General features: G+C 39.4%; 13 protein-coding genes. 9 read left to right on the forward strand and 4 right to left on the reverse strand.

The features are described from left to right. Positions 1–187: 187 nt before the first annotated feature. Positions 188–1,291, reverse strand: coding sequence for a phosphagen kinase (locus tag MTBBW1_RS24275; protein WP_080808646.1), 1,104 nt, complete (start codon positions 1,289–1,291; stop codon positions 188–190). A 370-nt stretch (positions 1,292–1,661) separates the two neighbouring features. Between MTBBW1_RS24275 and MTBBW1_RS24285 the strand changes: the two genes are divergently transcribed. The 7 genes from MTBBW1_RS24285 to MTBBW1_RS24315 all read left to right on the forward strand — a co-directional run bounded on the left by MTBBW1_RS24285 (position 1,662) and on the right by MTBBW1_RS24315 (position 11,966). Further along, positions 1,662–2,282: a TetR/AcrR family transcriptional regulator gene (locus MTBBW1_RS24285; protein WP_080808652.1), complete on the forward strand. Its 621-nt coding sequence runs from the start codon at positions 1,662–1,664 to the stop codon at positions 2,280–2,282. Positions 2,283–2,781: 499 nt separating this feature from the next. Further along, complete coding sequence (locus MTBBW1_RS24290) at positions 2,782–3,756, forward strand: AAA family ATPase (RefSeq protein ID WP_080808656.1); 975 nt, start codon at positions 2,782–2,784, stop codon at positions 3,754–3,756. Between the two features lie 85 nt (positions 3,757–3,841). Then, entirely contained in the window at positions 3,842–4,720 is an 879-nt protein-coding gene (locus MTBBW1_RS24295) for a DUF58 domain-containing protein (protein ID WP_080808659.1), read from the forward strand. A gap of 17 nt (positions 4,721–4,737) precedes the next feature. Then, positions 4,738–5,445, forward strand: coding sequence for a DUF4381 family protein (locus MTBBW1_RS24300; protein ID WP_080808661.1), 708 nt, complete (start codon positions 4,738–4,740; stop codon positions 5,443–5,445). Next, complete coding sequence (locus MTBBW1_RS24305; protein WP_080808664.1) at positions 5,438–6,505, forward strand: vWA domain-containing protein; 1,068 nt, start codon at positions 5,438–5,440, stop codon at positions 6,503–6,505. The genes MTBBW1_RS24300 and MTBBW1_RS24305 overlap by 8 nt, the downstream gene beginning before the upstream one ends. Positions 6,506–6,903: 398 nt before the next feature. Then, positions 6,904–9,165: a vWA domain-containing protein gene (locus MTBBW1_RS28725; RefSeq protein WP_080808667.1), complete on the forward strand. Its 2,262-nt coding sequence runs from the start codon at positions 6,904–6,906 to the stop codon at positions 9,163–9,165. Between the two features lie 62 nt (positions 9,166–9,227). Then, a complete protein-coding gene (locus tag MTBBW1_RS24315) occupies positions 9,228–11,966 on the forward strand; it encodes a BatD family protein (RefSeq protein ID WP_080808670.1) in 2,739 nt (912 codons plus the stop codon). A 39-nt stretch (positions 11,967–12,005) separates the two neighbouring features. On the opposite strand, the gene MTBBW1_RS24320 is transcribed toward MTBBW1_RS24315, so the two are convergent. Together MTBBW1_RS24320 and MTBBW1_RS28000 are read right to left on the reverse strand one after the other, a co-directional pair. Then, positions 12,006–12,818, reverse strand: a complete 813-nt coding sequence (locus MTBBW1_RS24320) for an aminotransferase class IV (protein WP_080808822.1) — start codon at positions 12,816–12,818, stop codon at positions 12,006–12,008. Positions 12,819–12,841: 23 nt separating this feature from the next. After that, the gene (locus MTBBW1_RS28000; RefSeq protein WP_139786890.1) at positions 12,842–13,105 is read right to left on the reverse strand and encodes a hypothetical protein; all 264 of its coding nucleotides are present in this window, start codon (positions 13,103–13,105) and stop codon (positions 12,842–12,844) included. 133 nt (positions 13,106–13,238) lie between these two features. Between MTBBW1_RS28000 and MTBBW1_RS24325 the strand changes: the two genes are divergently transcribed. Then, entirely contained in the window at positions 13,239–13,958 is a 720-nt protein-coding gene (locus tag MTBBW1_RS24325) for an EI24 domain-containing protein (protein ID WP_080808673.1), read from the forward strand. Positions 13,959–14,172: 214 nt separating this feature from the next. Continuing rightward, positions 14,173–14,604, forward strand: coding sequence for a cereblon family protein (locus tag MTBBW1_RS24330; protein ID WP_080808676.1), 432 nt, complete (start codon positions 14,173–14,175; stop codon positions 14,602–14,604). A gap of 85 nt (positions 14,605–14,689) precedes the next feature. On the opposite strand, the gene pepN is transcribed toward MTBBW1_RS24330, so the two are convergent. Then, a complete protein-coding gene (gene pepN, locus MTBBW1_RS24335) occupies positions 14,690–17,401 on the reverse strand; it encodes an aminopeptidase N (RefSeq protein WP_080808679.1) in 2,712 nt (903 codons plus the stop codon). Positions 17,402–17,495 lie beyond the last annotated feature (94 nt).

Below are 17,495 nucleotides of genomic sequence, written 5' to 3' on the forward strand. Positions count from 1 at the left end.
CGTTCATTTAATATGTTTTGTAGCATCCATCATATGACCCCAAAAGTACTTTGCCGTGAAAATGACTATTATTCTTATATTTGGGTGTGTTGATACGTAATCAATCATGCTCGTTTACTCTTTTTTGGGGGAATCCCCAGGAAACTGGGCCTGGCTTCAGAAAGTGTAAAGTGATCATTAAGCATGCTTAAATATTAATATTTTCCTCCATTTCGATAATACTGCATATGCCTTTATGGAGAGTATGACAACATTCGTGTTCGCTGATCCCAAGCCGTTGACTATTACTTATGTCAAAAATTGCAGATTCCACTTCTGTCTTCTCTCCATGTGTACCTCTGATTTGGAGGTTGAATTTTTTTGCAGCATCGTTTAAGCAGTCTTTTTTCTTGTAAAGTTTTGGTAGTTTTATGTGTACCCCAACTCTCATACCAGTACCAAGGTTGGACGGGCATGAGGTTAGATAACCAAGTAGCGGATCCCATGCAAATACAAGGTTTTTTTCAAGTGATTCAAGAGCAGTCTGAAGATGGGTAAATACTCTGGATAGATTTGTATTTTTTGCCATTGATATAATTCTTAAATGATCTTCTTCATTGATCCAGATGGCAAATTTTCCATTGTCTGATTCAAATACCCCCCTTGCAACGGGCCAGTCTCTGTTTATTCCAGCAGCTTCCTGAAATCTATCACCTTTAGTAAATCCAGTGGGAATAGATTCATTGTAGAAACTTTTATATCTTCCCTGAAATTGAAAAGGCATTTTTTTTAGAGCAGTAACAACAATTTTCTCAATTTCTAACCTATCCTTTAGATTTATTGATGTTGTAAAGGGAAATCCATCTAAGTTTCTGGCAAGCCTTATCCTCGTTGATATAATATATTTTTTTTCCGGATCCGGATCAGGCAGTTCCAGTTTATGTTTTGGGAAAAATTTTACATGATCTTTATTGTTGTGATGCTGAGTCGCAGATTCAACATGTTTTTCAAGCTCTCTTATGTTTATTGAGTGGTAAGACTCTATTACAGGATTAAATATTGATTCAAAAGTTTTATAGCTTTCTGCATCACCTGCATATATACCTACATAACTGTCAGGATTTATAATTCCGGATTTTAAGGCATCATAAAGAGTGAAACCTGATTGTGTCTTGAGATTGTTTAACCTGGAAAAGATTTCGGCATTAAGACATTCTTTGGCAATTGACTGTGCGTTGCTGGAAAAACATGGATATGAAAATCCAGGTTTTTCTGTTTTTTTATAGTGGTCGTTTTTTTTATCAGATTTCATTGTTATTTACCTGACATGAGATGCCTGCGGCAAGTATTGTTCTTATTGTATTAATAAGCTTGCAGGAGGATTGGCATTTAGGACTCTCTTTTCTTCGTTTACATTTTAAACATGGGCTTTGAGTCAAATATCCTATTTCAAAATCAAAACGATCCCTTTTGATATATTTATTCATTGCTCCTCTTTTTTGAAAGGCTACTTTGGGAGATTGTAAAGTAATCATTGAGCTTTAACAAAATTTCTATCAACTCTTTGCAAAAAGGTCAATATTTCACTATCATTTTGATTTTTTCTTGTCACTATTCTCAATGCGTGATAGTTGTTTACAAATGATAGCGCCATTCACATAATAATATCAGGAGGATTGTAAGTGAATACAGAATCAAAATTTGCAGAACTAAAAGAGAAGGAGAGGGAAGCCAGAAAGCAGATTATTATTGATTCAGCCCTTGCTCTTTTTGCAAAAAAGCCCTTTTATGAAGTTGGTATGAGAGATGTTGCAGATGAGGCTGGGGTCTCACCGGCTACTTTATATCGTTATTTCCCAAGTCAGGAAGAGTTGTTTGTGGAGGCATTTATTCAGGATATTTCTGCTGTCAGTCGAGAATTTGAGAATATGGTCAAGAAGGATCAACCCGCTACTATTGAGGAGTTTGCTGTTACTTATGTTGATCATTTGGTTCAAAATGAATCTACATTTCAAATGATGACTTACATTCTTTTAAAAGATCAATTAGATAAATCTGCTCTTGCGAAATTTGGTTCTGTAACAAGAATTTTTTTTGATACGTTTGAAAGATTGTTAAAACGATATGGTGTGGAGGGAGATGTAAGACTTTTTGTACACTCATTTATTGCATCTATGACAGGTATTATCATGACATTCAGAAATCATTCGTTTAAAAACAAGGATCAGATAAGAGAGCATATCTTAAAAATAACTGTATTAACGGCAGACCTATACAGCAATAAACTTATAAGACCGGAATGATATTTTGTATGAAAAATAGGTATCATGACTCTTCTTTCATCCTTTAATTGCCTTGACACTACATCATCGCGGTTTATATTTATCACCTGAACGGGCATGGCTGTCATTCAGTAACTACCCTCAAACATGGAAAGCTGTATCCATTTTAACTGGAAAGCTGGGCATGCTTCATTTCCCATTTTACACTTTCCGGAGAGAAAACTTTGAGTAGCGGGAATCTCTCACAAAAAAGTGTAAAGAACCTTTGGAGTCATATGAAGGATGCCGAAAGCTGACTTTCAACTCTTAGATTATGGTGGGATTCCGCCATCTACGTTTTTATATGAGAGTCTTTGGTAACTGATTGTTTTTTAAACGACTTTCATTCTTTAGATTATGGCGAATATCTGCCATTTATGAATATATGAAAGTCTCAGTAAGTGGCTGTTTTTAAAATGACTTTCATCTCTTCGATTGTGGCGTGAATCCGCAATGTACGTTATATGTGACAAGAGGTATTATGGATAATATAAAGGAAAAGATTGAATCAAAACACCTTGTGATCAGCCGGGTAAGAAGAGAGATTGCCAAGGAACTTGTGGGGCAGCAGAAACTTGTGGACTCTCTTCTGACAGCGCTTCTTTCCGAATCCCACCTTCTGATAGAAGGAGTCCCGGGTCTTGCCAAGACAAGTGCTGTAAAAGCCCTTGCATCAACTGTACAGGCTCAGTTTAAAAGGATACAGTTTACTCCTGATTTGCTTCCGGCGGATCTTGTGGGAACCGAAATATACAGACCTAAAATGGGTGATTTTGTTACAAGAAAAGGTCCTCTTTTCAATAACATTATTCTTGCTGACGAAATAAATCGTGCACCATCCAAAGTGCAATCTGCCCTGCTTGAGGCCATGCAGGAGAAACAGGTTACAATAGGAGATGAAACATATCTGCTACCAACGCCGTTTCTTGTTCTGGCAACCCAGAATCCAATTGAGCAGGAAGGCACATACCAGTTGCCGGAAGCTCAGATTGACCGATTTATGCTTAAAGTGGTCGTTGATTATCCCGACAGGAGTCAGGAGCTTGAAATTCTTAAAAAAAGCGAATTTGAAGTAAGCCAGAAAATAGAACCGGTGGTAACCCCAGCCGAGATTACCGAGATTATTGATATAATACGCCAGATCTATGTTGACGACAAGATAAAGGAGTACATAGTAGATCTTGTTTTTGCCACAAGGCAACCTTTGAAATATGGCATGGATATTGCCCATTACATCTCCTTTGGTGCATCACCAAGGGCGACTATTTTTCTTGCCCAGGCATCAAGAGTTAATGCTTTTCTGCAGGGCAGAGCTTACGTCACTCCCCAGGATGTCAAGATTGTTGCACCTGATGTTCTGCGGCACAGAATTATTCTATCCTTTGAAGCAGAGGCAGAAGAGATTTCCTCAGATGATGTCATAAAAATTTTGTTTGATTCAGTTGCAGTTCCATAAGTTGGATGCGGCCATTAAGGTTTCCTGAAGCATTTACATTTAATGGCTTATGACTGATAATAGATCATCGAGGCATAGTGAGATAATGATCCCTGCGGAAATCATAAAAAAAATAAAACGAATTCACATAAAGGGCAGCAGAACCGTCAACACAATGATGGCAGGGCAGTATAAATCTGTTTTCAAAGGTTCTGGCATTGAGTTTGAAGAGGTTCGTGATTATTCTCCAGGAGATGACGTAAAGGCCATTGACTGGAAGGTGTCTGCACGTCTTGGAAAACCTTTTGTAAAGCGTTACCGAGAAGAGCGTGAAAGCATTGTCATGCTGCTTGTCGATATGAGCAGATCCCTGCACTTTGGCACATTTTCAGGAATGAAACTTGAGAAAGCTGCCGAAGTTGCTTCTGTGCTTGCCTTCAGTGCAATCAAAAATAATGATAAAGTAGGCGTTCTTTTTTTCACAGACAGGGTGGAAAAATATATCCCCCCAAAAAAGGGGGCAAGCCATGTATGGCGTTTGATAAAGGAGATTTTTACATTTGAACCCTGCGGTAAAGGCACAGATCTTGTAGCTGCCCTTGAATATCTCTCTTCTGTTTCAAGAAAAAGGACATTTTCTTTTATTATCTCAGATTTTATTTCACATGATCCAGCTAAAGCCCTGAGAACTGCGAGTCGGCGACATGAACTTATTGGTGTTCTTATTTCAGATAAGGGGGAATTTTGTCTGCCGGAAAAGGGGTTTGTCTATTTAACCTGTTTTGAGACCGGCAGAAAGCTACTGCTTGATGCATCAAGTAAGACTGTTCAGAAATTTTATACTGATCGGAAAAATATCCACTACAGTAAGGTTATGGAGTGTTTAAAATCGTCAAAAATTGATTGCATTGAGATTTCCACACAAGATTCAGTATCTGATACTTTAACAAGATATTTCAACTACAGAGAAAAGAAAATGAGGTAGGAGAGGGTAAGAGACCCATGGCAGCGATTGATAATACTCTTCCCCAGTCACCCCAGGCGTTTATGCAGGGAGTGCAGAGTTCTGATAAGACTATAAGGGAGCTTCATGACATTGAATTGCCGGTACAGGTGGGAGTTGATCCCGTTATATTTAAGATAGTTGCGTTATCTCTTCTCTTTGTTCTTATTGCGCTTTTGCTCTTTTTCACGGTCCGTTATTTTCGCCGTAAAAAAAAGATTAAAGGTGGCAGTGATCAGATTTTGTTGCCGCCTCCTCTGCCCCATGATCAGGCAGCTTTAAGAGAACTTGATGCCATAAGGGAGCTGATGGAAGTTCATCCACGTCTTTACTATTTCAGGCTTACGGCTCTTTTGAAGGTATTTATTGGAAAATCTTTTCGGATAAATGCTCCGGAAATGACTGCACAGGAGTTGATTTCAGCTTTACAAAATATTCTGCCTTCTCATATGAGACTACAATCGCAGAGTGAATCTTTGATCTCTTTGAACTCACACAACACTGTTAATTCAGATTATGTTGAAAAGGGGCTTTTTACATTAACAAAGGAGCTTTTTGACAATGCATCCATGATTAAATATGCAGCACAAGACCCAAAAACTGATCAGATGAATGCAGATGATGCTTTTGCAAGGTATTTTATTGATCGTATTACGCTTTTTTTGGCAAACAATTCATCCGGTGATGAAGGTGAAGGCCATGTTTAGATTTGCATCTCCTCTATTTTTGACTCTTATGTTTATTATACCGCTTCTTTTCTATTTCAGAAAAAAGATAAAAAAGGCTTCATACCTCAAAGTTTCATCCCTTTTGTTTATAACCTCCCCTGATTCAGCAGATATCTCGTTTCCATATCCATCATCATCACAGGATATTCAATTTGTGGGTGGCAGGCTGCAAAGGTTTTTTCTACTAATGTTTGCAATTGGATTGCCATTTTTAAGATATGCCTCACTATTTTTGATGATATTGGCTCTGGCTCGCCCCCAATGGGGAACAGAAAAGGTAAATGTTACAACAGAAGGTATTAATATTGTATTGGCGCTTGACCTATCCGAATCCATGGCAGCTCTTGATTTTACAAGAGATGACAAGATTATAACAAGGCTTGACGCTGTCAAAGGTGTGGTGGGTGATTTTATTATGAAGCGTGAAGGTGACCGAATAGGTATGGTTGTGTTTGGTTCCAGGGCATTTACCCAGCTTCCCCTGACCCGTGATTACAATACCATAGCCTTTATGCTTGAAAAACTTGAAATTGGTGCCGCAGGGCCAAGTACTGCAATTGGAGATGCAATAGGAATTTCACTAAAACGTCTTGAAGATATTGAAAGTAAATCCAATATTGTCATTTTGCTTACAGACGGTCGCAGCAACAGCGGTGAGATTTCACCTGAAACTGCTGCAACCATTGCATCTGAAAGGGGTGTAAAGATCTACACCGTTGGAGTTGGAACAGAAGGGAAAGCTCCTTTTCTGGTAAAAGATCCTCTTCTTGGGCAAAGATATGTTTATCAAAGGGTGGATATGGATCACGATACCTTGGAAAAAATTGCTGAAATGACAGGCGGTTCATTTTTCATAGCCCAGGATATAGGTTCTCTTGAAAATATATATGATATGATTGACACTCTTGAAAAAACTGAAGTTGATGTCAAATCATGGGCACAATACAGGGAACTTTATCCTTGGCTTATGTTTCCGGCATTTCTTATGCTGGGGGGGTATATTCTTCTTTCCAATACAAGATTTATGAAAATACCCTGATTATCCCAATTGACATTTTGTTTTAATTTTTTATATGAAAGTCTCGGTAACAGCCTGTTTTTAAAACGACTTTCATCTTTTCGATTGTGGCTATCATCAGCCATGTACGTTTTATATGAAAGTCTCGGTATCAGCCTGTTTTTAACACAACTTTCATCTCTTCGATTGTGGCGGTCATCAGCCATGTACGTTATAAGAAAGTCCCCGTATTTCAAGGTTTTTTTCAGGGCTTTCATGCTTCGTTGTGGCAAGACGGGTTTGCCATGGCCGTTATATGAAGCCTCCGTAACAGCCTGTTTATAAAATAGTTTTCAACACTTCGATTGTGGTAGATGTGTTTGCCATGGCTGTTTTATGGATTTACTGCATTCTTCTGAATCACCATCAGAGATTAATTTATGATATTTGCAAACTTATATATATTACATTTGATGTGGATGGTGTTGCTGCTTCTTGCTGTGACAGCATATGGTATTGGAAAACGTTCAAGGATTTTGAGAAAATATATTGATTTTTCAATGGTACCGGTCATGACATCTGGATACAGTGTTCAAAGGCGATGGCTCAAAGGGATGCTGCTTGTGGCTGTTCTTTTTTTATCTGTAATCTCCCTTGCAGGTCCCCAGGCAGGTTTCCGTTGGGAAAAGGTTGAAGCAAAGGGCGTTGATATCATGATTGCACTTGATTGTTCAAGGAGCATGCTTGCCTCTGATATCAAACCTTCCCGTCTGGAACAGGCAAAAAGAGAGATTCTTGATCTTCTTAACATGATGGATTCTGACAGAGTCGGTCTTGTGGCCTTTTCAGGTGCTGCCATTCTTCAGTGCCCATTGACCCTTGACTACTCTGCATTTCATATTTTTCTTGATGCTCTTTCTCCTGAATATCTTCCCATGGGGGGGACAGATATTCGTGGTGCCATTGAGACGGCTGTTAATGGCTTTGAAAAAGATGCTGACTCAGAAAAAGCCATAATTCTCATTACAGATGGAGAAAACACATCAGATGATCCTCTTGAAGCTGTCAAAGATGCTGCAAAGCTGGGCATCAGAATTTTTTGTATAGGAGTTGGGCGGGAAGAGGGTGCCCCTATCCCTGATAGTTCCGGCGGTTTTAAAAAGGACAGAGATGGAAGAATCGTCATGTCAAAGGTGGATGATAAAATGCTGGGGCAAATTGCATCCATGGGCATGGGGCGTTATGTTAAATCTGTTGCAGGAGATATGGATCTGGATGTTATCTATACTCGTGAAATATCAGGCAGCATGGAAAAGACAACTCTTGAGAGTGGAAAAAAAAAGGTTTGGGAGAACCGTTTTCAATGGTTTCTTTTGCCCGCTGTTTTATTGCTTATATTTGAACTTTTTATATCTGACCATAGAAAAATGGATATAAATTCCTTCAGGCATGAAAATGGTCAAAATGATAACAACAGTGTTCCTCCGAATAAAATAAGCAGTGTCTCTCCGAAGAATAGCAATAGCATTTCTCCGAAGAATAACAATAGCATTTCTTCGAAGAATAACAATAGCATTTCTTCGAAGAATAACAATAGCATTTCTCCGAAGAATAACAATAGCGTTTCTCCGAAGAATAACAACAGCTTTTCTCCGAAAAACAATAACATTCTTTCCCAAAAAAATACTTTTTTAAAACTGCTCACTTTTATTATTACAACAGTTTTTATATCTATTCTGTTGTTTGACCTGTCTGATCTTTATGCAGGTACATATTCAAGTGTAAAAAAGGGGATAGAGGCCTTTAATAGCAGCAGTTATGAAGATGCGAGAAAAAATTTTATTGATGCTCAGCTTCAAAGCCCTGACATGCCAGAACTTTATTATAATATTGGCAGCGCAGCATATAAGCTGGAAGATTATGAATCTGCCTTGAGCAACTTCACCCGTGCAATGGATACAGAAGATCCTTTGTTAAGGGATAAGAGTACCTTCAACCTTGGAAATACAAAGTATCGTATGGGAGATCTGGAGGGGGCTGTGGAGACCTTTGAAAAAATTGGAAAAGATTCTCCACTTTACCAGAAAGCCGCTGAAAATATTGAGTTTGTTAAAAAGAAAATTGAAGAGAAAAAACAGGAGGAAGAGAATAAGCAGAAGGGTGACCAGCAGCAAGACGGCCAAGATCAGGATGAGCAAAAAGGAGATAAGCAGCAAATCGGCCAAAATCAGGATGAGCAAAAAGGAGATAAGCAGCAAGACGGCCAAGATCAGGATGAGCAAAAAGGAGATAATCAGCAAGACGGCCAAGATCAGGATGAGCAAAAAGGAGATAAGCAGCAGATCGGCCAAGATCAGGATGAGCAAAAAGGAGATAATCAGCAAGACGGCCAAGATCAGGATGAGCAAAATGGAGATAACCAGCAGAGCGGCCAAGATCAGGAAGAGCAAAATGGAGATAAGCAGCAAATCGGCCAAAACCAAGATGAGAAAAATGGTTATGAACAGCAAAGTGGCCAGAACCAGGGTAGTCAAAAACATGACAATTCCGGAGAGAGTGCATATGGCAATGATGGTAATGAAGAGCCTTCTTCAGATTTTCAAAAACAGGCTCATGAGCGCCTTCTCAACCGCCTTGAGGACAAGCCTGGCTCTGCCATGATTCCTTCATATTCAGGACAAGATGTGGAAAAAGACTGGTAGTGATGTGGTGCCAGAAGATGATAATCCTTATGATAAAAACTGAAGTAAATTGAGGGTCTTTTATGGGCTTAGAAGTTTCGGTAATAATCAGCAAAGCAGCAGAGCTTCCTTTGCTTAGGGGCGGCCAAAGACTTGGAGTCGCTGCAAGTGCGGGCTTTTTTACAAGCTACCAAAAACTTTTTTTTCAAAGTCTCACTGTGCCACTGACATGCCTGCTGATCTGTCTTTTAATGCCTCTTAATCTTTTTGCTTTCAGCGTTACAGCCCAGGTTGACAGAAACAGGATTTCAATAAACGACTCTGTTGTATTAAAAGTTGTGTTTAATGATGGCGAAGGTGAAGTTGATACATCTGTGATTAAAGACTTCAGAATTATTGGAAGAAGCAGCAGCAGTAATATTTCCATTGTCAACGGAAAATATTCAAAGAGTATCACAGCCATTTATCAACTGCTGCCCAAACGTCAGGGGAAATTGCTGATACCACCATTAAAAATTGTACATGAAAAAAATATATATACCACAAATCCAATTACAATTGAGGTTTTGGCTGGTAATGTAACTTCCGGAGCATCAAAGGATATTTTTGTGGAGGCAGGCATTTCTGATACCTCTCTTTTTATTGGACAGCAGGCTGTATATCAACTTCGTTTATATAGTGCTGTTCGCTACTCCAATGCTGCTCTTCAGCAGCCATCGTTTAAAGGATTTACCGCAAAAGAGGCTGGAAGCAGAAAAAATTATCAAGAGACCATAAACGGCAGAGTCTATAACGTTATTGCAATAAATTACGTCCTCATACCTGAAGTTGCAGGTGAGATGGAAATTGAACCTGCTGTCATAACATGTGAAGTTGCTGTTAAAGGAAGAGGGCGTGATCCTTTTGATGATCCCTTTTTTTCCAACAATTTTTTTTCATTTGGCAGAACCGAACCCCGACGTGTTGCAACACTTCCCATTTCTGTCAAGGTAGAGCCTTTGCCTCCTTATACAGACAGCAATGTTTTGTTTTCAGGGGTAGTTGGCAAAATTGATGTTTCTGCTGAACTTGACAGAAGTCATATTAAAGTAGGAGAATCTGTCACATTGACAATAACCTTGTCAGGAGAGGGTAATCTTATGGATGCACCTGTACCTGATATTACCCTTGGATCTGAATTAAAAGTTTATGAGGATTCACCTGTTGAGGAGATTGAGCTTACTCCTGATGGATATGTTGGGAAAAAAGTATTTAAAAAAGCCATTGTACCCCTTAAACAGGGAACCTATTCTGTTGAACCTGTGGATCTCTCTTTTTTTAGTGTGGAAGATCGACAATACAAGGTGGTCACCACATCTCCTTTGACCATTGATGTTGAGCCCGAAGATATTAATAGCGGTATTGCCGGTAATTCCAACGGCAACAATTTTTCTGATTCCATAAACAGCTCAATGGAGGATAAATTCTCTTCAGGATTGGCAATGGAAAGAAAAAGTGTTGAGTTTACAGGAAAAGATATTTTGTCTTTAAAGGAAGACAATGATGTCTGGCGCAGTAAAAAGAGATTGCCGATATCTATTTTTGTTATGCTGTTTTTTTTGCCTTGTCTGCTTTTTTATTTTGTAAAGATGTTAAGTCTATTTTTCAAGAAAGAGATCTCTGTATCAACAGCTCTTAACAGGAAAACAGACGACTATTTGGCACATGCAAAGAAAATGCTTGTTTTTCAACAAAAAGAAAGTGCAGGAGATAATAGAAGATCTGTGGCTGATGGCAATGATAATGGCGGGGATTTTTTTAAAGCTCTTCATGGGGCTATTGTGGCAAAGGTACTTTCAAGAGTCGGTACAAGGGGAGAGTCCCTGACATTCAGTGAGGTTGAGAAAATTCTCATTGACACAGGAGCACCTTCAGACCTTTCTGACAATGTCAATTCCCTTATTGCTGAAATAGAATCAGCCAGATATGGTGGAAAAGATAATGACAATGAATATCGCGCTGTGCTTTATATGCGCACCTTAAAGATTGTACAGATGCTGGGAATAGCAATTGTTATATCTTTGTCATCTCTTCTATTGTCACAAGGTGTTTTATTTGCAGAAGAACCGGTAAAGATTATTGACTCAACCCTTTCAGAAGATGAGTGTGGCAGATATTTTTTTGAAGGCGTTGATGCATATAAACAGGGCAGATATGATGATGCTGCAGAAAAATTTTCATCCATTGCCCGAAGTGGCGTTGATAATCCATATCTTTATTATAATATCGGTAATGCCTTTCTTAAGGCAGGCAAGACAGGTCATGCGATCCTTTGGTATGAAAGGGCAAAAAAGGAAGAGCCCCTTGACCCTGATTTAAGATTTAATCTTGAATATGCAAAGGGTTTTGTAAAAGACAAGTTGGAGCCAACAGGATTTGATATTTCAGGTATATTTTTTTTCTGGAAAGGCTATCTGCCTGCAGAAGGTCTTAAATATTTTGCGATTATTTTATCATTTGGCTTTTTTGTCTATTCGACTTTAAGAACGCTTAGGGGCAAGCGCATATTGACACTGGCTGGCAAATTTTTATTTGTTTTATGGATTCTGGCGGGAAGTACTGTATTTTATGACTATTACAGCAGCAATGCAAAAGGCCAGGCCGTTATTATTGCTCCGGAAGTATCTGTAAGATCCGGCACATCCTCTGATGCCACTGAGCTTTTTGTGCTCCATGCGGGCACCAGGGTAAAGGTTTCAAAGATTAGGGATGGGTATCTTAAAATTCATTTTTCAAAAGATAAAATAGGCTGGGTCAGCAGTGAAGATGCAGAGGTGATTTAACCCCGGAGCATTTAGATTTCCAGACAATTTACAGGTTCATCAAATATAGGATTCGGGTGAGGTACTCAGATTATTAATTTCTTTAATAAGCTTTTGAGTGTTAGTGCCGGGTTTTCCGCTGCCAATGATGTTATCGTTGATCTGAACAACCGGTACGACACCTTTATTTGTTCCGGAAATAAAAACCTCATCTGCACCGTAAAGTTCCTCAATACTCATGCTCCTTAATTCAATGGAGAACTCTTTTTGACCCAATTCCAGTATCATCTTTCGTGTTATTCCCTTTAAAACACCCTCTTCAGCAGTTATGAGCCTGTTATTGATAAATGCAAAAAGATTGCTTGTTGTACCCTCTGTCACAATGCCCTCTTTGCTGACATAGAGAGCTTCCACACCATTTAGTTTTTTTGCCTTGCTCAATGCCATGGCAGCAGGCATGTATGAGAGACTTTTTGCAAGGGGATTGTCCCTTTGCAAAGCAACGGTAATAACTTTGACACCCTTTGTGTACCATGAGGAAGGAATGGGTGGAATTGAAGTTAAAAGTACCAGAAGTCTTGGTTTGCCAGTGGGAGTGATAAAGTCTTCACTTGAACCACCTGTAATGATGATTCTTATATTGGCTTCATCAATATCAGGATTTTTATTGAGGGTATCATGGATAATCCTTTCAATATCACGGCATGACCAGTTGATTTTAAGTGATACCTCATTTGCGGACTGTATCAGCCGCTCTGCATGTTCTCTTAGAAAAAGAGGTTTGCCGTTAAAAGTTCTTAAAAGATCACAGACTCCAATACCCCGAATCACAGCAAGGTCATCCACCGGTATAACTGCCTGGCCTGAAGGCATGAATTTTCCGTCAACATAATAGATCAGTTGCTTTTGATTATTTTTTGTGTTTTCAGGGAGGTTAATATAAATCCTTTTTTCATGGCTAAGACTTTTTTCATGACTAATATTTGTTTCATGGCTAAGACTTTTTTCATGACTAATATTTGTTTCATGGCTAATGTTTTTTTCATGGCTAATATTTTTTTCATGGCTAATATTTTTTTCATGGCTAATATTTTTTTCATGACTAATGTTTTTTTTATGGCCAATCTCTTTTTTGTGGGCAAACTCTGCTCTACTGTCATGCATATTATTATTTCTCCTGAGCATATATTGGAATCGGGAAACACTATTGTGTTGTTCCGTAAAATCACATTTTTCATAGTATAGTCGCTATTTTAAATCTTGTCACCTGTAATATCCTAACTGGAGGCCATAATGTCTTTTATAAAGGGAATCATCTATAATTTAAAAGGGTTGGCAATGGGTCTTACCACCCCCAGCCTTCTGTTTCTGGGCATGCTCAGATTTGTTGTTGTAGTTGCTTTAACCATTGTTTGTTCCGGCCTTATTCTGATGTGGCATCAAGATATCCTTAATCTTTTGTGGCATATGCCTGAATCAAAATTGATGCTCTTTTTCTGGAATATAGTGTCATGGCTTCTATCCCTTCTTCTTGCTGCTGTTGCTGGACTTTTATCATATTTTGTTGCACAGATATTATTTTGTGTTTTTATTATGGATTACATGTCAAGGATTACCGAGCAAAAGGTAACAGGAAGAGTTGATGGAGCTCTTTCAGCATCTTTCATAGGACTTTTTTTGCATTTGATTGCACAGGAGATTCCAAGGACCATAGTGCCTGTAATTTTCATGCTTATTGTTATGCTTGCAGGGTTGTTAACTCCGCTTGGGCCTGTGATCACAGTTTTGTCTTCCCTTGTTGCGGGAATTTTTCTGGCATGGGACAATACAGATCTTGTTCCTGCAAGAAGAATGGAGTCTTTTGGTAAAAGATTTACTTACCTTAAAAAAAATCTGATGTTTCATATGGGATTCGGTATATGCTTCCTTGTTCCCTGGGTCAATATTGTACTGTTATCTTTTGCGCCTGTTGGGGCAACTCTTTATTATATTGAAAAAGACGATAACAGTTAGGGGTGGTTCTAACAAACTCAAAATCGACATCTTATTGCTTTTTCAGAAGTTATTGCATTTGTCTGAATCAGGATAACCAGGATGGATAGGATGTTCAGGATAGATAATCCTGCCTTATCTTTGTTAATCTTGGGAATCCTGACTCAGGCAGTGTTGAAAAGGCTTACAAAAGATCATAGGTGTTGACTTTGAGAACAAAATAAAAGAGGTATAAATGCTTTTTGTATCATTGAGGGCATCGCCTGACAAAAAATTTGGCAAAGATAATGAGTTCCATGGAGACAGTGGGTCAATGGAAGATGAAAGCGCAAGTGATGCATCTGACTCCCTTGATCACAAACCTATTAGGTGTGCTTTTTGTCAATATTCAGTAACTGACATATCACAGAGAATAACTGTAAACGGGAGTTATAATCATGCATTTGCAAATCCCCATGGACTGGTATTTGAGATCGGCTGTTTCAGGGAGTGTACCGGGGCCATGCCTGCTTCGGCCCCTTCGATTGAGTTTTCGTGGTTTTCAGGGTACTCCTGGCAGGTGGCCGTTTGCCGGAATTGTAACAGGCATCTGGGATGGCGTTTTCTTTCCGGCTCCGGTGTCAGCTCATTTTATGGTATGATTATTGATAATCTGCTTTTTCCATGAACTGTTTTTATATAAAAGTCTCTGTAAGTTGCTGTTTTAAAACGACTTTAATTCTTTAGATTGTGGCGGTAATCCGCCATGTACGTTATGCAGAAAGCGCCTTTGAAACAATTTCATAGACATCCCTTGAAAGATCAGGGGTATTAACCATTATCTCCAGTTGCTGTTGCATAAGTGTCCGACGCTGGAGATCATATTTTTTCCAGTGATTAAATGCTCCTGCAAGCCGTGCGGCAATCTGGGAGTTTATTTTGTCAAGCTGGATAATCTTTTCTGCAAAAAAAGCATATCCATTACCATCTTTTCTGTGAAAAATATATGGGTTGCCTGTGCCAAGAATTGACATAACAGAGCGTACCCTGTTGGGATTTCTCCATGAAAAATCGGGGTGACAGGTAAGGGCTTTTATATTTTCAAGTGTTCCGGGTCGTGTGGATGATGCCTGAACAGTGAACCATTTATCCAGAACAAGAGGATCTTCCCGCCACATTAGATGAAATTGTGCCAGTGCCTGGTTAAGCGTTGACTCCTCGCATGTTGAGTTGCACAATATGGAGAGTGCTCCAATTTTGTCAGTCATGTTCATTGCATTAATGTAGTGCTTATGAATGATCTGGTGTGAACTTGTGCTGTCAAGTGAGCCAATATATGATAATGCTATGTTTTTAAGGCTTCTGTCTGCCATTGCTTCATGGGATAGATCTTCAGGGTCTGCTTTGGAACATAGATCAATGATATCATCCAGTTCTGTAGCAAGTTTTTCGGCAATGGTCTGTTTCATGATCTGTCTTGCCCTGTGGATGGCATCCACATCAATGGGGTCATACTGCTGGGCTATCTCGCTTTCGCCAGGGAGTGTAATGGTCTGTGCAATAAGTGCCCTGTCAAGGGTTGTGTTACAAAGGGATTCGCGGAATGCATTTACAAGATGCTCAGAAAGAGGTGGAGCCATATCATTATATGTTTTGTCAGGGTTAGATGCTTTTTCATCTTGAAGCAAACCAATAATGCGTTTCAACTCCATGAAATAAAGCTGCTGGGCAGCATCCCAACGGTTGAATTCGTCTGTATCATTGGCCATCAGAAATGCCAGATCTTCAGCAGAAAAATCATTTTCAATAATAACAGGAGCGGAAAACTCCCTGAAAAGAGAGGGACGAGTCTCCGGTGCAATGTCATTGAATGTAAAAGTTTGATGTTGCTCTTTCAAGTGAAGTATATGGTCATTTTGTTCTGGGTTTCTATGTGGTTCTGAGTTGCCATTTGGTTCTGAGTTGCCACTTGGTTCTGAATTGCCATTTGAATCTGACAGAGATACAAGACCGTATTTAACGGGTATATGAAGGGGTTTTTTTTCAGACTGGTTGTGGTCAGGCGGGGTATTCTGGGTTAAATGAATAGTGAGTGTTCTGTTTGCACTGTCATACTCTCTTTTGACCTTTATACGGGGAGTTCCTGACTGGGAATACCAAAGGCGGAACTGGGAAAGGTCAATGCCCGATGCCTCTTCCATTATCTGTACAAAATCCTCTGTTGTCACAGCCTGTCCGTCAAACCTTGCAAAGTAGAGATCCATTCCTTTTCTGAACAACTCCCTGCCCAGGATTTCAAACATCATGCGTATAACTTCAGAACCCTTTTCATAGACAGTCATTGTGTAGAAATTATTCATTTCAATGTATGATTCGGGCCGTACAGGATGAGCCATGGAGCCTGCATCCTCAGGAAACTGAAAGGTTCTTAGTTTTCTTACATCAGAAATTCTTTGAACAGCTCTTGAATTGAGGTCAGATGAGAACTCCTGGTCACGAAACACTGTCAAACCCTCTTTTAGACTTAACTGAAACCAGTTTTTAAGGGTAATTCTGTTGCCTGTCCAGTTGTGGAAATACTCATGGGCTATTACCCTCTGGATATTCATGAAATCTGTATCAGTTGCTGTCTCTGTTTTTGCAAGGACATATTTGGAGTTAAAGATATTTAATCCCTTGTTTTCCATGGCTCCCATATTAAAGTCGTTGACAGCCACAATCTGATAGAGATCAAGGTCATATTCCCTTCCAAAACGCTCTTCATCCCATGCCATTGACTCTTTCAGGGATTTCATTGCATGGGAGCATTTATCCTTGTTTTCGTGCTCAACAAATATCTTTAGTGTAATATTTTTGCCTGAGAATGTTGTAAAATGGTCTTCAATACAGGAAAGGTCTCCTGCAACAAGGGCAAAGAGGTAGGATGGTTTTTTAAATGGATCTTCCCATTTCACATAGTGGCGACCATTATCAAGGTCTCCTGAAGCAACAGGGTTCCCGTTGGAGAGAAGCACAGGATATTTTTTTTTCTCTGCGGTTATGATGCATGAAAAAAGAGTCATTACATCAGGACGGTCTGGAAAGCAGGTTATTCTTCTGAAACCCTGTGCTTCACACTGGGTGCAGAATGTTCGGCCTGATCTGTATAATCCTTCAAGTGCTGTATTGTTATGCGGCACAAGGCGGTTTTTGATTTCAAGGACAAAGAGTTCAGGAACCCTTGGCAGGGTAAACGTTTCCGGTGTAAGTTCATAGTCTGCGGAACAAAGAACCATATCATCAGCCACAACCGAAATTATATCAAGGTCACGGCAGTCGAGAACAAGGGGGGTAAGCTTGTCAGAAACGTCGTTGTTGCGACGGATTTTCATGGTTGATGTAACAATGGTCTGGTCATCTGCCAGATCAAACTGGAGATCTATTTTGTCAATCCAGTATGCCGGTGGCCTGTAGTCTTTCAGGTATTTTGGTGTATGTGTTTTCATGGAAATATTTAATATTCCGTCACTGTTGCTTTGTCAATAGAGATGGGCAAAGTTTTTGAGGTTGAGTTTTTACAGGTTTTATGTCAAAGGTAGT

Source organism: Desulfamplus magnetovallimortis, assembly GCF_900170035.1.
In the GTDB taxonomy this organism is placed as follows: Bacteria; Desulfobacterota; Desulfobacteria; order Desulfobacterales; family Desulfobacteraceae; genus Desulfamplus; species Desulfamplus magnetovallimortis.